This is a genomic window from Solibacillus sp. FSL W8-0372, assembly GCF_037969735.1.
GTDB lineage: Bacteria > Bacillota > Bacilli > Bacillales_A > Planococcaceae > Solibacillus > Solibacillus faecavium.
In genome coordinates, this window is sequence record NZ_CP150204.1 from 1,025,415 (window position 1) to 1,046,248 (window position 20,834).

Sequence of the window (20,834 nt, forward strand, 5' to 3'; positions counted from 1 at the left end):
CTATTTGCGTGAGAAAGCCCTTTTTCTAACTTAATTTCAGTACGATCCTTGCAAAAGACGAAGGTTATGATGAAATTACTATAGGGGAAATGAAAGCCAAATGTAAAAGTTCGGCGTTTATAATTAGGAACAACTTGAAGTAGGTGAACATCAATTGGAAAGAAAGAGAAATATTAAATCAAAACCAAAACCAAAACCAAAAGCAAAGCCATCCTTAAAAGCAAAAAGTAAAGAGGAACTGCATCCACTTGCATATGAAATTATCGGAGTGCTGCTGATCGCCATAGCTATTATCGAGTTTTTGGAATTTGGTCTGGTCGGTAGATGGCTCCATTCATTGGCGATGTTTTTCTTTGGGAATTTGCATTTCATTATTCCGTTACTATGCTTTTTAGTCGCAGGAATGTTAATGGTAAAACGACGTGGGGTCGCTTTTAATAGCCGTGTTGTTTATGGAGTGCTTTTTGTCGGGGCAAGCTTAACGGTATTTAGTCACGGCTTGTTATTTGAACAATTACTTGCCACAAACACGCTGCTATCAAATTCGGTATTAAAAGAAACTTGGAGAATACTAATCAGCATGGAGGGTATTACGAATCGTAGTAACTCTCTTGGCGGTGGTATGATTGGCGGACTTTTGTTCAGCATGTTCCATGTACTGTTTGATTCATCAGGTACAAAAATTGCTGCATTCGTATTATTGTCCATAGGTGTTATTTTAATTACTGGTAAAGCACTCGTCCCGTTTCTACTGGAAAAAGCACCAGATATTAAGGGCACATTGAAAAGAACGAAACGAAGCAAATTAAGTAAGGCAAATGCCGAAAGCAAAAAAAAAGTTCGACGTTCTAATGTAGAGCCACCCATGGAAGAAGAAGATGCCGCGGATTTGGAACAACTAATTATTACAGCCGCACCAGTCCGACAGGAGCCCATTATTTCAAATTTTGTTGAGCAAGTAAAACAAGAAAAGCAAAAGGACATCGATGTGGAAGAAGTGCCATTGAGTGAGCCGATCATCGATGTGATGTCCAATTCTAATCAAACATATACGCTGCCATCACTTCAATTATTAAATGCACCACCTGAACACGATCAAAGTGGGGAATATTCGGTCATTCAAATGAACGCTAAAAAGCTAGAACAAACATTTTTAAGCTTCGGTGTAAAGGCAAAAGTGACGCAAGTCCATTTAGGACCTGCCGTAACGAAATATGAGGTTTTGCCTGATACAGGTGTGAAAGTAAGTAAAATTGTCGGCCTTCAGGATGATTTAGCGCTCGCACTTGCTGCAAAAGATATTCGAATTGAAGCACCGATACCTGGGAAGTCTGCAATTGGGATAGAAGTTCCGAACAGTGAAGTCGCTATGGTAACTTTACGAGAAGTGATTGAAGCGAACGAACAAGTAAAAGTGGGCTCAAAGTTGTTCGTCAGCTTAGGTCGAGATGTTACAGGTCAATCCATTTCCGCCGAATTGAATAAAATGCCGCATTTACTTGTTGCCGGTTCGACGGGCAGTGGTAAAAGTGTATGTATTAATGGGATTATTATTTCAGTATTAATGCGGGCTAAGCCAAGCGAAGTGAAAATGATGATGATTGATCCAAAAATGGTAGAGCTCAGTGTGTACAATGGGATTCCACATTTATTGGCCCCTGTTGTAACGGATGCAAGAAAAGCAGCCCAAGCATTGCAAAAAGTAGTCTCGGAAATGGAACGTCGCTATGATTTATTTTCGCACTCAGGTACAAGAAATATCGAGGGCTATAATGATTTCATTGAGATGAACAATGAAGGATTATCTGAAAAACAGCCAAAACTTCCGTATATTGTCGTTATTGTGGATGAGTTGGCAGATTTAATGATGGTCGCTTCTAGTGAAGTGGAAGACGCAATTACAAGGCTTGCACAAATGGCCCGAGCTGCAGGAATCCATCTTATTATTGCTACACAACGACCGTCTGTAGATGTTATTACCGGAATAATAAAAGCTAATATTCCGTCACGAATTGCATTTGCCGTATCTTCCGCAGTCGATTCACGGACGATTTTGGATATGGGTGGTGCAGAACGTTTACTTGGACGTGGGGATATGCTGTATCTACCAGCAGGTGCATCGAAGCCAGTACGTGTTCAAGGTGCTTTTGTAAGTGATCAAGAAGTGGAAAAAGTAATCGGAAGTGTCATCCAGCAGCAAAAAGCACAATACGAGGAAGCGATGATACCTACGGATGAACCGATAATAGATGCAATGGATGAAACGGATGAATTGTATGATGATGCAGTTCAACTTGTAATGGAAATGCAAACCGCTTCTGTCTCTTTATTGCAACGTCGATTTAGAATCGGGTATTCGCGGGCAGCGAGAATTGTTGATCAAATGGAACAGCGCGGTGTCGTAGGACCACCAGAAGGAAGCAAACCACGACAAGTTTTAAAGTATTAGAAAGCCCATTATAACGGACTATTTCAACATTTCTGAATATATTATTTTCTATAAGTTTTTAAATAAATTCGCTAAATTTTCACAATAACATAACACATTTAAAGAAATATGTTTTCTTTTTACGTTGAAAGTGTTATATTATTCACGAATTAGTAGGAATGTTGTACATCAGATGTCTGATCTCTATGTTATGGTGGTGATACTAAATGACAATTAAAGCGGATCATCGTCATCTATACTTACAAGTTATTGACCGTTTAAAATCAGATATAGATAAAGGGATTTATTGTGAAAACGAAAAATTACCTTCTGAATTTGAACTTTCAAAAACACTCGGAGTAAGTCGTGCAACGCTTCGTGAAGCACTTCGACTGTTAGAAGAAGAAAATATCATAGTCCGTCGTCATGGAGTTGGAACATTTGTAAATCCAAAGCCGGTATTTTCATCAGGCATTGAACAATTATCGAGTGTATCATCTATGATAGAAAACGCTGGGATGAAGCCTGGTACTATTTTTATTAGTGCAAAGGAAGAAACGGCTACGGAAGATGATGTGGAACGCTTCCAAACGGACATTGATGACAATGTTATCACGATTGAACGTGTAAGGACGGCAGATAATGAGCCAGTAGTCTACTGTGTAGACAAAGTACCGGCAAGTTTACTGCCAAAAGAATTTATAAGTGATCAAAACGTTTCAATATTTTCGGCATTAGAGCAAACTGGTGCCATCCGTGTCGCATATGCGGTGACCTATATTGATCCTGTAGGCTTCCATGATGAAGTATCACCGATATTAAAATGTGGTCCGGAAACAGCTTTACTTGTATTGAAACAGCTACATTATGACGAAAGTGATCGTGTAGTGCTTTATTCAAAAAATTATTTCAGAGCTGACAAATTTAGTTTCCATGTAGTACGAAAACGGGTGTAGAACAATAATTTCTATTATTTAATTCCTGCTAATATCAATTACCTTTGAGGGGGACTCATTAATGAAAAAGCGTAAATTTGGTTTATTAATTTCATCTGTAGTAGCAACTGGAGCAATCTTAGCTGCATGTGGTACCGACGAAGAAAAAACGGATTCAACAGACACTTCAAACAACAACACTGGTTCTGAAACAAACACAGGTTCTGACGATAATTTCTCTATCGCAATGGTAACTGATGTTGGTGGCGTTGATGATAAATCATTCAACCAATCAGCTTGGGAAGGTGTTCAACAGTTTGGTGCTGACAACGGCTTATCTAAAGGTAACGGTGGTTTCGATTACTTACAATCACAAACAGATGCTGACTACAATACAAACTTAAACAACTTATTACGCCGTGACTTCGATTTAGTATTCGGTGTTGGTTTCATGATGGGTGACGCAATTGAAGAAATCGCAAATGACAACCCAGAAGCAAAATTAGCTCTTATCGATGCAGAAGTTGCTGCTGAAAACGTAGCAAATATCTTATTCAAAGAGCAAGAGGGTGCATTCTTAGCTGGTGTTGTTGCAGCTTCTATGTCTGAGTCTGGTAAAATCGGCTTCATTGGTGGCGTAGATATTCCTGTAATTAACCGCTTCCACGCTGGTTTCAAAGAGGGTGCTGAAGCAGTTAACCCAGATATCGAAATTCAAGTGAACTATACAGGTGCATTTGATGATGCTTCTAAAGGTAAAATCGCTGCAAACTCTATGTACTCTTCAGGTGTAGATATTATTTTCCACGCTGCTGGTGGTACAGGTAACGGTGTATTCTCAGAAGCAAAAGAACGTAAAACAAAAGATAAAGACGCTAACGTATGGGTAATTGGTGTAGATGCTGACCAATACGCAGAAGGACAAGTAGATGATTCAACAAACATCACTTTAACTTCTATGTTAAAAGGTGTTAATACAGCTGTAGTTGATATCGCAACTAAAACAAAAAATGGTGAGTTCCCTGGTGGTACAACAACTGTTTACGGTTTAGCTGAAAATGGCGTTGATTTAGCAGATTCTCGTGGCGCAATTCCACAAGATGTAATGGATAAAGTAGCAGAATATAAAGAAAAAATCGCTTCAGGTGAAATTACAGTTTCTGAAGAAAAACCAAAACAATAATATAAACTTTTACGGAGTAATCATCATGGGGGTTTATTCCCCCATGATGATTTTCTACTGTATATGATAATTTATTTAAATATTCTGCAAAGTGTAATGTATATTACCAGAAATTTCATAATTGTAGGAATTGTGAAAATGTAAGCGTTCTATTTCAATATAATATTGAAAAGGATATAATTGTTAATGCGTCGAATGGTATAATTGAAACAAAAGTTTGGAATAAAAGTTAATAGATGAAAGATTTTGTAAAAAATCTTTCATGTGTTAATTTCTAAAAATTTTTAAAATATAAATAAGCCTAAGGGAGTGAGTCTTGTGGAATACGTGATTGAAATGCTAGGAATCCGGAAAGAATTCGGGAGTTTCGTAGCGAACAATAATATCACCCTCCAATTAAAAAAAGGCGAAATTCATGCACTACTCGGTGAAAATGGTGCAGGTAAGTCGACTTTAATGAATGTGCTTTTCGGTCTTTATCAACCTGAAGCAGGTGAAATAAAAGTACGTGGGGAATCGGTAAAAATTACTGATCCAAACAAAGCAAATGATTTAGGAATCGGAATGGTTCACCAACACTTTATGCTTGTTGAAAACTTTACGGTAACCGAAAATATCATTCTAGGTAGTGAGCCTACAAAACTAGGTGCTATTAATATTAAAGATGCGGCAAAAGATATTGCGGCCTTATCAAAGAAATATAATTTGGATGTGGATCCATACGCAAAGATTGAGGACATTTCTGTAGGGATGCAGCAGCGTGTTGAAATTTTAAAAACGTTATACCGTGGTGCAGAAATCTTAATTTTTGATGAACCGACAGCTTCGTTAACTCCACAGGAAATTACTGAATTGATTGCGATCTTAAAGCTTCTGATTAAAGAAGGTAAATCGATTATTATTATTACACATAAATTAAAAGAAATTATGGAAGTATCTGACCGAGTAACGATTATTCGTAAAGGTGAAGGGATTGGAACAGTTGCTACTGCTGAAACGAACCCGGATCAACTTGCGGAATTAATGGTTGGCCGTCAAGTCGAGTTTAAAACGGAAAAAGGGGAAGCTCATCCTACAGAAGAGGTTCTAACTATAGAAAATCTAGTCGTAGCCGATTACCGTAATATTGATAAGGTAAAAGGGTTGAACTTATCAGTACGCCGTGGCGAAATCGTCGGGATTGCTGGTATTGACGGAAATGGTCAATCTGAACTTATCGAAGCAATTACAGGATTGCGTAAAATTAAAAGCGGTAAAGTTACTTTAAACGGCAAAGATATTACTGGTTTGAAGCCTCGTGAAATTACGGAAACAGGTCTTGGCCATATTCCACAAGACCGTCATAAGCACGGACTAGTATTGGATTTCCCAATTGGGCATAATATCGCGCTACAAACTTACTATAAGGCGCCAATTTCAAAAGGTTTCATTATGGACTACCGTAAAATTAACGAAAAAGCTCGTCAAGTAATTGAAGAGTTTGATGTTCGTACAGGTCAAGGTGAAATGACGCCTGCACGTGCACTTTCAGGTGGTAACCAGCAAAAAGCAATTATTGGACGCGAAGTAGATCGTGATCCGGATCTGTTAATTGCTGCACTTCCTACACGTGGACTGGACGTAGGGGCAATTGAATTTATTCACTCGCGTTTAATTGAACAGCGTGATAAAGGGAAAGCCGTATTATTAGTTTCCTTTGAATTGGACGAAGTAATGAACGTTTCAGATCGTATTGCGGTAATTTATGATGGAACGATTGTAGATACTGTTTATCCGAAAGAAACTTCTGAACAGGAACTTGGCTTATTAATGGCCGGTGAAAAGCGTAAGGCAAAAGCCATCAAGGAGGGGAACGAATAATGTCAAATCGCGTTGTGAATATACTCGTTCCATTAATCTCAGTAGTTTTAGGTATACTAGTTGGTGGTATTATCATGGTTGTCAGTGGATATAACGCCATGGATGGGTATATCGCTCTATGGAATGGTATTTTTGGAGATGCCTATTCAATTGGTAATACAATTCGCCAAATCACACCATATATTTTATCAGGTCTTGCAGTAGCGTTTGCATTCCGTACTGGTTTATTTAACATCGGGGTAGAAGGCCAGTTACTAATGGGTTGGCTTGCTGCTGCCTATGTAGGTTATGCAATCGAAGGGCTACCACGAATTATCCACTTGCCATTGGCGTTACTTGCAGCAGCTGCAGCAGGTGCTTTCTGGGCATTTATCGTAGGTTTCCTTAAAGCAAAACTTCATGTACACGAAGTAATTGCTTCAATTATGTTAAACTACACAGCATTATACTTAACGAATGCTGCCATAAAATCATTATCTGACGGTGGCTTTAAAACACCGACAGTTGTAGAATCTGCAACATTACGTAATCAGTGGCTACGTGAAATTACTGATAACTCAAGTTTGCACTTAGGGATTTTCGTGGCCATTTTAATGGTCGTAGTAATGTGGTTCATCTTGGAAAAAACAACTCGTGGTTATGAGTTGAAATCAGTTGGTTTCAATAAAAATGCTGCAGAATATGCAGGTATGAATGTAAATCGTAATATCATTTTAGCTATGACAATTTCAGGTGTATTTGCTGGTTTAGGTGGTGCAATGGAAGCGTTAGGTACATATCAAAACGCATCAATTAAAGCTGCCGCATCAGGAATTGGATTCGACGGTATTGCCGTTGCATTACTTGGTGCAAACAATCCAATCGGGGTATTCTTCGGTGCCTCTCTATTCGGTTCCCTAAAATATGGCGCTTTAAACATGCCAAACGCAGCTGGAATTCCAGAAGAAATTGTATCAATTATTATCGCGGTTATCATTTTATTCGTAGCATCAGGCTATATTCTGCGTGTCGGTTTAGAGAAATTTGGAAAGAAAAAGGAGGGCAAGTAACATGAGCTTTTTAGAAGTGTTATACTTTATCGTCCCTTCCGCTCTTTTATACGCAACACCGCTTATTTTAACAGGTATCGGGGCTCTATTCTCGGAGCGTGCTGGGGTAATTGGTCTTGGTGTTGAAGGGTTAATGATTGTCGGTGCATTTACAGGTATTTATGTAAACTTAGAATACTATGCTGACTTTGGGAAAAATGTCATTTGGCTCTCTTTATTAGCTGCATTATTGGCAGGAGCAATTTTCTCGTTAATTATTGCCGTTGCTGCTGTAACGTTCCGTGCAGACCAAACAGTTACAGGTGTAGCAGCGAACATGCTTGCTGCAGCGATAACAGTATTTTTAGTGAAATTAATTTATGGTAAAGGTCAAACAGATATGGTTTCAGCGCCATTACAACGTTTTGAAATACCGTATTTATCAGATATACCGTTTTTAGGTCCGCTATTGTTCCAGAATGTATATTCCACAACCATTATCGCATTGGTTGTTGCGGTAGGTGCATGGTTTGTTCTTTACAAAATGCCATTCGGTTTACGTATTCGTTCGGTAGGAGAACATCCAATGGCTGCGGATACAATGGGGATTAACGTAGCAAAAATGCGTTATATCGGCGTAATGATTTCCGGCGCATTAGCAGGTGTTGGTGGTGCTTCATTAGCGATGACAGCATCTGGTGATTTCTCTGGTTCTACAGTAGCAGGACAAGGTTTCATTGCGATCGCTGCGATGATTTTCGGGAAATGGCATCCACTCGGTACATTAGGTGCTGCATTGTTCTTCGGATTAGCCCAAACATTGAGTATCGCTGGAGGTAATATTCCTTTCGTTCAGGATATTCCATCCGTTATTCTGCAAGTGTTACCGTATGTACTGACAATTTTAGCGTTGGCAGGATTCATCGGTAAAGCAGTAGCTCCAAAAGCATCAGGAGTTCCTTATATTAAAGGAAAACGATAAATTTTAATAACTGCCTGTACAAAGTAACATTTGTGCAGGCGGTTTTTTTGTGGATTAAGTGGGAGCGGTGAATTTATTAGCCGGGTAGTGTGAGGAAGTAGAACGGATTGAAGAGAAAGTAGAAATTTTTGCGGCTAATGTGGAAGCTATTCACAGAAAAGTAGAACGAATCGCTCGGAAAGTAGAAAGCGCTGAATTAATTAGCCAGATAGCGTGTGAAAGTAGAAAGCTCTGATGCAAAAGTTGAAACTATTCACAGAAAAGTAGAACATATTGCCCGGAAAGTATAAAGTAATCATTTTTTAAAACAGCTAATACTTTTTGTTCATATTTGTCACGATTTAGGGAACACTTAGTACGTATAATAACTTTGCATAAATGAAGGCAACACATGTATAGTAGAGAAGAAGCAATTTTATCCATATTCAAGAGGTAGTCAGGAGGAGTTTTTTTGTTTTTAAAGACAGAAATTGCGAAAGGTGTTTCGCTTCATATACGACAAACCGCTCAATTTAAGACGGTGAACTTTTCGATCAAGTGGAGAGCGCCATTAAATGAAGAAACAGCGGCAGAACGTACGGTATTATCGAATGTACTACAGCACAGTAACGAGAAATTTCCAACAGCGGCTAGTTACCGCAGCTATTTAGATGACCTTTTTGGGACGGTATTGTATTTTGATACGACAAAGCGCGGTCAAGAGCACACGGTACTATTAAATGTCGAAACGGTGAATGACCAATATTTATCGCATGGCAATGTATTAAATGAGGTAATTAGCCTTATTCAGGAAGCCATCTTTAAGCCGAATTTTGAAAACGGTGTATTTAAAGAGGCCATTGTAAAACGTGAAAAAGAAATGGTCATCCAACGTATCCAATCGATTTTTGATGACAAATCGCGCTATGCACAAAAACGTTTAACAGAAATTATGCGTCCAAATAGCGCAGCGTCTATTTCTGCGAACGGAACAATTGAAACAGTAAAAGCGATCACACCACAATCACTTACAAAAACATATGAAGAGATGATCGCAAATGATGTGATCGATATTTATGTTGTCGGTGATATTAATGTTCAAGAAATGACGGAGCAGTTAAAAGCAGCCTTCCCATTTGCTGACCGTAATGTACCACAACCGACTAAAGAAGATACGACTTCGACAAAAGTTGAACCATATACAAAAGAAACGCAAGAAATGAAGCAAGGGAAACTGCATATCGGCTACTCGACACCAGTGCGATTCGGAGATGAAGATTTCCCGAAAATGCAAATTTTCAACGGCATCTTTGGCGGCTATGCGCATTCAAAATTATTTATGAATGTACGTGAAAAAGAAAGCTTAGCTTATTATGCCTCAAGCTCCTATGCTTCACACTACGGATTATTATTTGTTGTTTCAGGTATTGAGCCGGCAAATGAAGAGAAGGCACGCAATTTAATTGAAGACCAGTTAAAAGCGATGCAAAACGGTGAAATTTCTGATTTAGAATTGGCGCAAACGAAGGCAATGCTTATTAACCAGTTAAAAGAAGCATTAGATTCGCCTCGTGGGCAAATTGAAATTTTTGACCAGTATAAAACTTTAGACGAGCCGTTTACATTAGATACGTGGACATTGCGCTGGCAATCTGTCACAAAAGAAGATGTGCAGAAAATGGCGCAGCAAATCGAATTGCAAGCAACGTATTTCTTATGCGGTAAGGGGGAGTAATCCATGGAGACAATTGAATTCCAGCAACTAGATGAAACATTATACTATAAGCAACTAAATAATGGATTAGACGTATATATTTTGCCGAAAAAGGGTTTTTCTAAAACATTTGTTACGTTTACGACTAAATATGGTTCGGTTGACCGGACTTTTGTTCCGCTTGGAGAGACGGAGCCGATTACCGTTCCAGATGGGATTGCCCACTTTTTGGAGCATAAAATGTTCGAAAAAGAAGATGGTGATGTATTTCAAAAGTTCAGTGAAGTAGGCGCACAAGCAAATGCTTTTACATCGTTTACAAGAACGGCTTATTTATTCTCAGCAACAGATCATATATACAAGAGCACTGAGACATTACTGAATTTCGTTCAAGAACCTTATTTCACAGAGGAAACAGTTAATAAGGAAAAAGGGATTATCGGACAGGAAATTACGATGTACGATGATCAGCCAGATTGGCGTTTATATTTTGGTGCAATTGAAAATATGTACCATAATCACCCTGTGAAAATTGATATCGCCGGTACGATTGAATCGATTGATGGTATTACGGCAGAGCATTTATACACATGCTACAACACATTTTATCATCCATCGAATATGCTGCTGTTTGTTATCGGGGCAGTAGATCCTGTTGAAATGATGGCATTTATTGAAGACAATCAAAGTAAAAAGACATTCCCGGAACCGACTGATATAAAGAGAATGTTTGATGAAGAGCCTACAGATGTTGCAACATCAGAACGCGTTCTTCACATGGATGTTCAAAAGCCAAAAGTTTATGTTGGATTAAAGGCTAAACAAGTCGACCTGAGCGGCGAAGAAATGCTCAAGCATGAACTTGCCGTACAAATTGCCGTAGAATGCTTATTCGGGCGTGCTTCTTCGTTTTATACAGATGTATATGAAGAGGGCCTGATTGATGAGTCGTATGGATATGATTTTACATTGGAAAGCGGCTTTGGCTTTGCGTTAATTGGATCGGATACAGAACAGCCGGAGCAGCTTGTTAACTTGATTAAAGAGAAGTTGGCACAGGCTGAAGGTGAAAACTTATTCACGACAGAAGATGTAGAGCGAATTAAACGTAAAAAAATTGGATTCTTCCTGCGCGCACTGAATTCAATCGAGTTTATCGCCAACCAGTTTACACGCTATAAATTTAATGATATGAACTTATTTGATGTTGTGCCGGTACTTGAAACGATTACAGTAGAAGATATTGCAAAAGCATTTGAAACGATTCAAGGTGAGAATCAACAAACAGTGTTTACGATTTTACCGATTAGTGAGCGCGATAAAAAATGAAGAAATTTGCATTAGTGTGCGGTGCATCCGGTGCGATTGGGCAAGCAATTTGTCAGCAATTGGCACAGGATGGCTGGTCACTCTATCTGCATTACCACACTGGGCATACTGTCATTGACGGTATGCTCCGTACTTTTAACGACAAGTACCCGAATCAGGAGTTTATGCCAGTAAAAGCAGATTTCAGCAGTGACACCGGGGCCGAACAAATTGCGGCACAAATTTTTTCATTGCAAGCAATAGTATTTGCAAATGGTCATGCGTTTTATGACTTATTGGAAAATACACCTGCACAGGAAATGACGAAGCTATGGCATGTCCACGTGCAAAATCCAATGCGTACAACAGCGTTACTGGCAAGTAAACTGCGTGCCAATAAAGTCAGCTATGTGCTTGTCATCGGCTCTATATGGGGCGATGTTGGTGCTGCCGGGGAAGTTGCCTATTCCGCAGTGAAAGGTGCCCAGCATAGTTTCGTTAAAGCCTATGCTCAAGAAGTTGCGTATAATGGCATTCGCGTTAATGCGATTGCTCCAGGCATTATTGATACGAATATGAATGCAAAGTTCAGTATCGAAGAGCGGGCTGAAATTGAAAGTCAAATTCCTTTGCAAACATTTGGAGAGGTTCGTGATATTGCAAATATGGCGGCCTTTTATTTAAGCGGCCAGGCAGATTATGTAACCGGACAAATAATTCGGATTAATGGTGGATGGTACATATAATTTCCCGATACTTGCACATACTATTTGTGCGAGAGGAGGGGAAAAACATATGGGAATTTTACAAAACTGGGAGCAATGGACAAGCTTTTTAGGTAAACAAGTATCTGACGCAAAAGAAAGCGGTATGCCTACGAAAATGATTGAGAAGGCAGCAGTTCAGATTGGTGAGTATCTTGCGAAAAACGTTGACCCACAAAATGAGCAAGAGCGTGTATTATCAGATTTATGGTCAGTTGCTGAGAAAGATGAAAAGCAAGCAATTGCTAGCTGTATCATGAAACTTGTTCAAAATAAACCAACACATTAATTGAATTTTGAAAAAGATGTCACTCACAAAATCTGTGAGCGGCATTTTTTTCGGTCTTTAAATTTTTGCAAGAGGTTTTTCTAAAATAATTTCAAGAAATCTAAGAAAAACGTGGGTTTCTAACTTTTCAATAGGTACAAAATCCGCTATGATGGAACTTATAAGAAATAAAAACGTTTCTATTACGAGGGGACAGATAAAAAATGGGCGAATGGTATTTTGAATACGAAATTCAAGTGAATCGACCAGGTTTATTAGGCGATATCGCTTCGCTACTAGGGATGCTTCGTGTTAATATTGTCTCGATTAACGGTGTGGATGAAGGGCATCGCGGTATGTTGCTGTCTACTGAAAACGAAGAATCAATTCAACGGTTTATCTCGATCGTTTCCACAATGGAAAATATTAATGTGACTAGATTTCGTGAACCAAAGTTGCGGGACCGGCTTGCAGTTCGCCATGGGTACTATATTCCACGGGATGCCGATGAAAGGAATACATTCCGATTTGTCCGGGATGAATTAGGTATTTTAGTTGATTTTATGGCGGAATTATTTAAGAAGGATGGTCATAAATTAATTGGGATTCGTGGTATGCCTCGTGTAGGAAAGACAGAGTCGATTGTTGCTGCAAGTGTCTGTGCCAATAAGAGATGGATTTTCATTTCTTCTACAATGATTAAACAAACTGTCCGAAATGCTTTAATGGGCGATGAGTTTAATGGGAATAATATATTTATTTTAGATGGTGCTGTTACGCGTCGTACAACTGACGAACGACACCAGCAATTAGTTCGAGAAATCATGGGAATGCCGACGATTAAAGTAATTGAACATCCAGATCTTTTCGTACAGCATTCATCATATAAAATAGAAGATTTCGATTACATTATTGAATTACGTCACGATCCGGACGAAGAAATTACTTATGAAATTATTGAAAAGAATAATATGTTATCAAGTACGGATCATTTTGGAGGGTTTGAATTTTAGAAAAATAGTAATTCATTTTATTATGAATTAATTAGTTCAATATATTAAAAGTAGGTGTTTTTTTTGACAGAACTAGGAGCTCGCTTGAAAGAAGCGAGATTAGCTAGAGGCTATAGTTTAGAAGATTTACAAAATATCACGAAAATTCAAAAGCGGTATTTAATTGGAATAGAAGAAGGCAATTATGCGATTATGCCGGGTTCATTTTATGTACGAGCTTTTATTAAGCAGTATGCAGAGGCTGTTGGATTGGATGCGGATGAAATTTTAACCGAGTATCGCAAAGATATTCCGGAGATTCAGAAAGAAGAGGTAGCACAGTCTTTCTCACAAAGTCCAAGTCGCCGTTCAATGAAGGCAACATCAAGTAATAAGATGATGGAAACAATGCCTAAAATAATAGTAGCATTATTTGCGATTGTTATAATCATTGTGATTACTACACTTTCTATGAAAAAAATAGGTAGTGTTCCAGATGTAGTAGAAGAAGATAATAAACCGATTGAATATGAACAAAATCCAAACTCAACACCGAGTAAACCTGTAGAAGATACAGAGGAAAACAACGAAGAAGATGAAGAACCAGTAGAAGAACCGGTTGAAGAAGAACCTGAACCTGCACAAACAATTAGCTCAGGAGTCGTTTCCGGAGAAGATACAACATTTGAAGTATCTGGAACAGATTCATTGAAAGTTCGTGTTGAAGTGTCAGGCGAAACTTGGGTTGGCATTCGTAATGAACAACGCCAGGAGCAGGTTAATGCCACTGTTTACAAAGCTGGGGATATTGTAGAAAATGACTCCACAGCAGATGGCTATGCTAGAATTCGTTTAGGAAATTCAAAAGTGGCTAAAGTATATATAAATGATGTAGAATTAACATATGCACAAGATCGTATGACGCAAAATGTCATATTAAAATTAGTGAATGAACAACAAGGGGAGTAGTCATCTATTAAGATGGCTCTTTTCTTTCGATGAAAGGTGTTAACAAATGAACATTCCAAATAAGATAACAGTCTCCCGCATTTTATTAATCCCAGTATTTGTGATTGTAATGATGTTTGATTTCGGTTGGGGGAATATGACGCTGTTTGGCGCGGAAATGCAAGTGAACTATTTTGTAGGCGCACTGATTTTTATTTTCGCTTCAGCAACGGATTGGGTAGATGGCTATTATGCCCGTAAATATAATTTAGTGACGAATTTTGGGAAGTTTTTGGACCCGCTTGCAGATAAACTGCTCGTTTCAGCTGCTTTTATATTATTGGTGGAAATCGAATTAGCGCCTGCCTGGATTGTCATTATCATCATTTCGCGTGAGTTTGCAGTAACAGGCTTACGACTGATTTTGGCCGGTCAAGGTGAAGTGGTGGCCGCAAATCAGCTCGGTAAAATTAAAACTTGGGCCCAAATTGTCGCAATCTCCGCATTGATTTTACACAACACAATTTTTACTTTAGTTGGCATACCATTTGATATGATTATGCTCTATGTTGCCCTGATCTTTACAGTATGGTCCGGATGGGATTATTTCTACATTAACCGTCGTGTACTGTTGGATTCGAAATAAAATAAATAAATTTCAAAAAACTAGGTTAGATTTTCTTTATGGATAGGAATAGTAGTATTATGAATCCATTAAGATAAAACAAATTCCCGCACGTTTGTACGGGATGATGTTTTTCTAATCTAGTTTTTCTTTATATAAGGGGGTCTTTGAATGAATGCAGAAATTATTGCGGTAGGGTCGGAATTGTTATTGGGGCAAATTGCCAATACGAATGCAAAGTTTATTTCAAGCCAACTATCTGAGCTTGGGATTAATGTTTATTATCATACCGTTGTAGGGGACAATGAGGCGCGGCTTCTCGAGGCAATCCATATTGCAGAACAGCGAGCAGACCTGATTATTTTCTCCGGCGGGTTAGGACCGACAAAGGATGATTTAACGAAGGAAACAATTGCAAGGCATTTAAATCGAAATTTAGTATTTGACGAGACTGCACTCTATGCGATTGAAGAGTTCTTTTCAAAACAAAAACGTCCTATGACAGAAAACAACCGCAAACAGGCGCTTGTATTGGAAGGCTGCGATGTACTGCTGAATCAGCATGGCATGGCACCAGGCATGTTCTTATCCGACAATGACCGCATTTATATTTTGCTTCCAGGACCGCCAAAAGAGCTGGAGCCAATGTTCCAATACGAAACGAAACCGAAGTTAGCCGCACTTTTACATGATGGTGGCGTTATTTTATCGCATGTACTGCGTTTTTATGGCATTGGGGAAGCAGAACTGGAAGATCGTATCGAGAATATATTGGATGAACAAACGAATCCAACTGTTGCACCGCTTGCTTCAGATGGGGAAGTGACACTACGAATTACAGCGAAAGCGCAAAATGAACAGCAGGCATTCCGCTTAATTGAATTAAAGAAACGTGAAATTTTAGATATCGTCGGAGAGTATTTTTACGGGGTTAATGATGAATCACTTGGCTTTAATCTTGTCCAAATGTTATTGGAAAATGAATTAACGATTTCTGCCGCAGAAAGTTTAACTGCCGGTCTGTTCCAGTCAGAGCTGGCAGAGGTCCCTGGTGTCGCCTCTGCATTAATTGGCGGCGTTGTGACGTATACGAAGGAAACAAAAATAGAACAGCTCGGCATTTCCGCGGATCTTATCGAAGAATATGGCATTGTAAGCAGTGAATGTGCAGCTGCAATGGCTACGAAAGTTCGAGAAAAATTCCATACAGATATCGGTATAGGGTTAACAGGCGCTGCAGGACCAGGCAGTCATGACGGTCTACCTGCAGGAGCCATTTGGGTAGGAATTAGTATCGGCGACCATGAGCCTTTCACATATCGTTTGCAGCTAACAGGGTCCCGAAACACGAATCGAATCAGGGCCGTTAAATTTACATTTAGCTATTTAATGAGAGAACTGGCTAAACTAGGTTATAAAAAGCTAATCTAGTTTAAGCTTTTGTGGAAAAATGTAGATTTGGAAGCGGAAAATAAGGCATTCAGAAGATTTCTAAGGAAAAGCGAAAATATGTTCGCTTTTTTCTTGAATGTTATCTCATTAGCAAGTATAATAGAGACATAAGTTAAATAAAGCTTTTTTCTTAAGGAGGAAATAGTTTGAGCGATCGTAAAGCAGCGTTAGACATGGCGTTAAAACAAATAGAAAAACAATTCGGTAAAGGTTCTGTCATGAAGTTAGGTGAAAATTCCAACCGACATATGGAGACAACTTCATCAGGCTCTATCGCAATTGATGCAGCATTAGGTATAGGCGGCTACCCACGTGGACGTATTGTAGAAGTATACGGACCAGAATCATCTGGTAAAACAACAGTTACATTACATGCCATCGCAGAAATACAGGCAAATGGCGGTACAGCAGCATTTATCGATGCTGAGCACGCACTTGACCCGGTATATGCACAAAAATTAGGCGTTAATATAGATGAGTTACTATTATCACAGCCGGATACAGGTGAACAAGCACTTGAAATCGCGGAAGCATTAGTACGTTCTGGTGCGATTGATATTATCGTAATCGACTCTGTAGCAGCATTAGTACCAAAAGCAGAGATTGAAGGCGAAATGGGTGACTCGCACATGGGTCTTCAAGCGCGTTTAATGTCTCAGGCATTACGTAAATTATCAGGTGTTATTAACAAATCAAATACGCTTGCTATTTTCATCAACCAAGTTCGTGAAAAAATCGGAGTTATGTTCGGTAATCCGGAAACAACAACAGGTGGACGTGCCCTTAAATTCTACTCTTCTATCCGTTTAGAAGTACGTCGCGGTGAAGCGATTAAGCAAGGTACAGAAATTATCGGTAACAAAACGAAAATCAAAGTTGTTAAAAATAAAGTAGCTCCACCATTCCGTACAGCAGAAGTAGACATTATGTACGGTGAAGGGATTTCAAAAGAAGGTGAAATCGTCGACATCGGTGCAGAACTGGATATTATCCAAAAGAGCGGTTCATGGTATTCATATAATAATGAACGAATTGGCCAAGGCCGTGAAAACGTAAAACAATTCTTAAAAGAAAACCCTGCAATTAAAGAGGATGTAACAGAAAAAATCCGTCAACATTTCGGAATCGGCGAGCTTGGCTATACAATCGGTGCCAATGACACAGCAGAAGAAGAAATCGATGAACTGGAATTATTTGAAGAAGAAAAATAATATTTGCGAACCCAAGCGAGTGTTCTTGCTTGGGTTTTTGTTTTTGGTAGGGGGGAGTGCATGGGCTGGGGCGGTTGAATGACTTCATTTAGTCATGTGGAGTGTGCGGCGTGTAAATTTATTAGAAGAACTTTGCGTTAGATTAGAAGTTTAGAGGTGGATATTAGAAACTTGGTCTGACTTTGCTCTGGGGAAACCGTTGGGGAATGCTTTCGGGGATTTTATTAGAACAATTGTTTTCTTTATTCGAAAATCTCCACCTGATATTAGAAAATCAGATGGGGATATTGGAAAATGGGGTTCACTTATTAGCAAAAGTGAGGTTAGTATGAAAAATGGACACGTCTTAAGAGACACTTTAAGATAAAGATATCTAAAAAAGTTTGGGATATATTAGAAAATCGAAAGTTTATTAGCACAAATAAAAATATATTAGAACTTTTAAAGATTTATTAGAAAATCCTGCCAACCCAGTCGCCGTGTGCCACCGCAATAAACAAGTACTTTCCACCTCGACGCGGCATGCTCTGAAACAACCCAATCCTAAAAATATAAAAACCCCTTTAACCATGGCTATTCTTGACATACCTAATTATGAACTATACAATTAAAATGTATAATTTCTAAATTTTGAAATGAAATAGGCAATATGTTTGAAAATTCGAAAACATATATAGCCGACTAGAAGAACATCAGACATATCAGCTTAGGAGGGATTAGTATTATGGAAATGATTCTCCCTGCTTTGCTAGGATTCGCTGTCGGTGTTGCTGTTATCTATTTTTACATGAAAAACGTGAATGAATCAAAAGTCACTGGTGCAAAGCATGTAGCTGAGCAAATCGTAGAAGATGCGAAACGCGAAGCAGATGCTCTTAAAAAGGAAGCACTACTTGAAGCAAAGGATGAAACTCACAAATTTCGTTCTGAAGCAGAAAACGACATTCGAGACCGTCGTGGCGAGCTTCAGAAACAAGAGAACCGTTTATTGCAAAGAGAAGAAAATCTTGACCGCAAAGATGATGCTCTGAATAAAAGAGAGACGAGCCTAGAGCGTAAAGAAGAAGCTCTGGCAAGCAGACAACAGCATATTGAACAGATGGAAAGCAAAGTAGAAGAACTTGTTGCAAGTCAAAAAACAGAGCTTGAGCGTATTGCAGCTCTGACACGTGAAGAAGCAAAAGAGGTTATTTTGCAAGAAGTTGAAAATGAACTTTCAACGGATATTGCAGTCATGACAAAAGAAGCGGAAACACGTGCGAAAGAAGATTCAGACAAAAAAGCTCGCGAAATATTATCACTTGCACTACAACGCTTTGCAGCTGACCATGTTGCAGAAACAACAGTGTCCGTTGTAAATTTACCAAATGATGAGATGAAAGGTCGCATCATAGGTCGTGAAGGTCGTAACATTCGAACACTGGAAACGCTAACTGGTATTGATTTAATTATTGATGATACACCTGAAGCAGTTATTCTATCTGGCTTTGATCCAATCCGCCGTGAAACAGCACGCCTTGCACTGGAAAAACTAGTTCAAGATGGTCGTATTCACCCGGCACGTATTGAAGAAATGGTTGAAAAATCCCGCCGTGAAGTGGATGAACAAATCCGCGAAACAGGGGAACAGACAACATTTGAAGTAGGTATTCACAACCTGCATCCAGATTTAATGAAAATCCTTGGTCGTATGAAATACCGTACAAGCTATGGTCAAAATGTATTGAAACACTCAATCGAAGTAGCCCACTTAGCAGGATTACTTGCTGCTGAATTAGGCGAAGATGTGACATTAGCGCGTCGTGCAGGTTTACTGCATGATATCGGGAAAGCAATTGACCACGAAGTTGAAGGAAGCCACGTAGAAATTGGTGTGGAACTAGCAACTAAGTATAAAGAGCACCCAGTTGTTATTAACTCAATTGCTTCTCACCATGGTGATACTGAAGCTACTTCTGTCATTGCAGTACTTGTAGCAGCAGCCGATGCATTATCAGCCGCTCGCCCAGGTGCACGTAGTGAAACACTTGAAAACTATATTCGCCGACTTGAAAAGCTTGAAGAAATTTCGGAAAGCTATGATGGCGTTGAAAAATCGTTTGCGATTCAAGCAGGCCGTGAAGTACGCATTATTGTACAACCGGAAAAGATTGATGATCTTGCGTCACATCGTTTAGCGCGTGATATTCGCAAACGTATTGAAGAAGAACTCGATTATCCAGGGCATATTAAAGTAACGGTTATCCGTGAAACACGTTCGGTGGAATACGCGAAGTAATCTAAAACTACTGGATATTTATAATTAAATTTAGACTGTAGAAAAACTCAAAGAACTTGAGTTTTTCTACAGTTTTTTTATGGAAATGAACCCCCCTGCTATTGAACTGCTCCCCAAATGTCAGACACCTCTTTCATTTGGAGGAGTAGTTTTTATATGGCTAAATTTACATTAGAAGAAAAACTACAAGCAGTCTTCCGATACATAAAAGGCAATGAAAGTTCACACGAAATTGCTAAAACTATTGGAACAGATCACAAAGCAATTCTTAATTGGGCGAAACAATAATGTGAAAGTACTCTTTTAATTATTAATTCAGAAGAAGCTGAGAATATTATCATCAATATTACGGAGCTGTAGAGTAGAGGATAGTTTCTCTAATTTTCTAGTAAAGAGAAAGAAATCATATTGTAGCAAACTTATATCAGCTATACAGTCGGATATGGTCTTTTGCATCCATAAATGAGCATTGCTTTGCTCACCCTTGATAAGTTTGCCGGTACCAAATGTTCCGTCCTTCACCACATCTTGCGTTTGTAATCGGTAATACAGATGCTGAAGGAATAGGGCCAACACAATACCGATACGTACGGCTAAATCCTGTGATAAAAATAGCTGTCTACCATTCTCTAATAATTGCATGTTGCAACCTCCATCCTTTGAATTCTGTCTTGCCCTATATATGGCTTCCAAAATCAAAAAAAGGGACATACAAATTGAAAATAATTTTTTGGGGAGATCCGATTATGAAATGCACAGAGAAAAAAAACACGCAGTTGCGTTTTAACGCAACAATATATCTTTTTAAAAATAATTAAAAAAATAATTAAATCTTTTTGAGCGGACTTTTTGTGCTCATGTGAAGGGACAAAAATGGTT

At 38.9% G+C, this 20,834-nt stretch carries 18 protein-coding genes; 17 read left to right on the top strand and 1 reads right to left on the bottom strand.

The window, feature by feature from the left end:
* The first annotated feature begins 154 nt into the window (after positions 1-154).
* The 17 genes from MKY13_RS04930 to MKY13_RS05010 all read left to right on the top strand — a co-directional run bounded on the left by MKY13_RS04930 (position 155) and on the right by MKY13_RS05010 (position 20,243).
* Positions 155-2,449 carry a DNA translocase FtsK gene (locus MKY13_RS04930; RefSeq protein WP_339215553.1) on the top strand — a complete coding sequence of 765 codons (2,295 nt, stop codon included), beginning with the start codon at positions 155-157 and terminating at the stop codon, positions 2,447-2,449.
* A gap of 206 nt (positions 2,450-2,655) precedes the next feature.
* Entirely contained in the window at positions 2,656-3,384 is a 729-nt protein-coding gene (locus MKY13_RS04935) for a GntR family transcriptional regulator (RefSeq protein WP_191698351.1), read from the top strand.
* 61 nt (positions 3,385-3,445) lie between these two features.
* Complete coding sequence (locus tag MKY13_RS04940; RefSeq protein WP_339215556.1) at positions 3,446-4,546, top strand: BMP family protein; 1,101 nt, start codon at positions 3,446-3,448, stop codon at positions 4,544-4,546.
* 318 nt (positions 4,547-4,864) lie between these two features.
* Positions 4,865-6,406, top strand: a complete 1,542-nt coding sequence (locus MKY13_RS04945) for an ABC transporter ATP-binding protein (protein WP_339215558.1) — start codon at positions 4,865-4,867, stop codon at positions 6,404-6,406.
* Positions 6,406-7,455, top strand: coding sequence for an ABC transporter permease (locus tag MKY13_RS04950; RefSeq protein ID WP_191698348.1), 1,050 nt, complete (start codon positions 6,406-6,408; stop codon positions 7,453-7,455). The genes MKY13_RS04945 and MKY13_RS04950 overlap by 1 nt, the downstream gene beginning before the upstream one ends.
* Before the next feature lies 1 nt (position 7,456).
* The gene (locus MKY13_RS04955; RefSeq protein WP_191698347.1) at positions 7,457-8,416 is read left to right on the top strand and encodes an ABC transporter permease; all 960 of its coding nucleotides are present in this window, start codon (positions 7,457-7,459) and stop codon (positions 8,414-8,416) included.
* 451 nt (positions 8,417-8,867) lie between these two features.
* Positions 8,868-10,130 carry a pitrilysin family protein gene (locus MKY13_RS04960; protein ID WP_339215560.1) on the top strand — a complete coding sequence of 421 codons (1,263 nt, stop codon included), beginning with the start codon at positions 8,868-8,870 and terminating at the stop codon, positions 10,128-10,130.
* Positions 10,131-10,133: 3 nt separating this feature from the next.
* On the top strand, positions 10,134-11,438 hold the full coding sequence (locus tag MKY13_RS04965; protein ID WP_339215562.1) for a pitrilysin family protein: 1,305 nt from the start codon (positions 10,134-10,136) through the stop codon (positions 11,436-11,438).
* Positions 11,435-12,163 (top strand): SDR family oxidoreductase, encoded by a 729-nt coding sequence (locus MKY13_RS04970; RefSeq protein ID WP_339215564.1) that lies wholly within the window; start codon positions 11,435-11,437, stop codon positions 12,161-12,163. Before MKY13_RS04965 ends, MKY13_RS04970 begins: the two co-directional genes overlap by 4 nt.
* A gap of 49 nt (positions 12,164-12,212) precedes the next feature.
* Entirely contained in the window at positions 12,213-12,470 is a 258-nt protein-coding gene (locus MKY13_RS04975) for a DUF3243 domain-containing protein (protein ID WP_191698343.1), read from the top strand.
* 203 nt (positions 12,471-12,673) lie between these two features.
* Positions 12,674-13,462: a DUF3388 domain-containing protein gene (locus tag MKY13_RS04980; protein WP_191698342.1), complete on the top strand. Its 789-nt coding sequence runs from the start codon at positions 12,674-12,676 to the stop codon at positions 13,460-13,462.
* Between the two features lie 54 nt (positions 13,463-13,516).
* Complete coding sequence (locus MKY13_RS04985; protein ID WP_339215567.1) at positions 13,517-14,410, top strand: helix-turn-helix domain-containing protein; 894 nt, start codon at positions 13,517-13,519, stop codon at positions 14,408-14,410.
* Between the two features lie 46 nt (positions 14,411-14,456).
* Positions 14,457-15,035 (top strand): CDP-diacylglycerol--glycerol-3-phosphate 3-phosphatidyltransferase, encoded by a 579-nt coding sequence (gene pgsA, locus MKY13_RS04990; RefSeq protein WP_339215569.1) that lies wholly within the window; start codon positions 14,457-14,459, stop codon positions 15,033-15,035.
* Between the two features lie 150 nt (positions 15,036-15,185).
* Positions 15,186-16,445 carry a competence/damage-inducible protein A gene (locus MKY13_RS04995; RefSeq protein ID WP_339215572.1) on the top strand — a complete coding sequence of 420 codons (1,260 nt, stop codon included), beginning with the start codon at positions 15,186-15,188 and terminating at the stop codon, positions 16,443-16,445.
* A 167-nt stretch (positions 16,446-16,612) separates the two neighbouring features.
* Positions 16,613-17,677 (top strand): recombinase RecA, encoded by a 1,065-nt coding sequence (recA, locus tag MKY13_RS05000; RefSeq protein WP_191698338.1) that lies wholly within the window; start codon positions 16,613-16,615, stop codon positions 17,675-17,677.
* A gap of 724 nt (positions 17,678-18,401) precedes the next feature.
* Entirely contained in the window at positions 18,402-19,955 is a 1,554-nt protein-coding gene (gene rny / locus MKY13_RS05005; RefSeq protein ID WP_191698337.1) for a ribonuclease Y, read from the top strand.
* A gap of 156 nt (positions 19,956-20,111) precedes the next feature.
* Positions 20,112-20,243, top strand: a complete 132-nt coding sequence (locus tag MKY13_RS05010; RefSeq protein WP_191698336.1) for a transposase — start codon at positions 20,112-20,114, stop codon at positions 20,241-20,243.
* A gap of 27 nt (positions 20,244-20,270) precedes the next feature.
* On the opposite strand, the gene MKY13_RS05015 is transcribed toward MKY13_RS05010, so the two are convergent.
* Positions 20,271-20,597: a hypothetical protein gene (locus MKY13_RS05015; RefSeq protein ID WP_339215575.1), complete on the bottom strand. Its 327-nt coding sequence runs from the start codon at positions 20,595-20,597 to the stop codon at positions 20,271-20,273.
* Positions 20,598-20,834 lie beyond the last annotated feature (237 nt).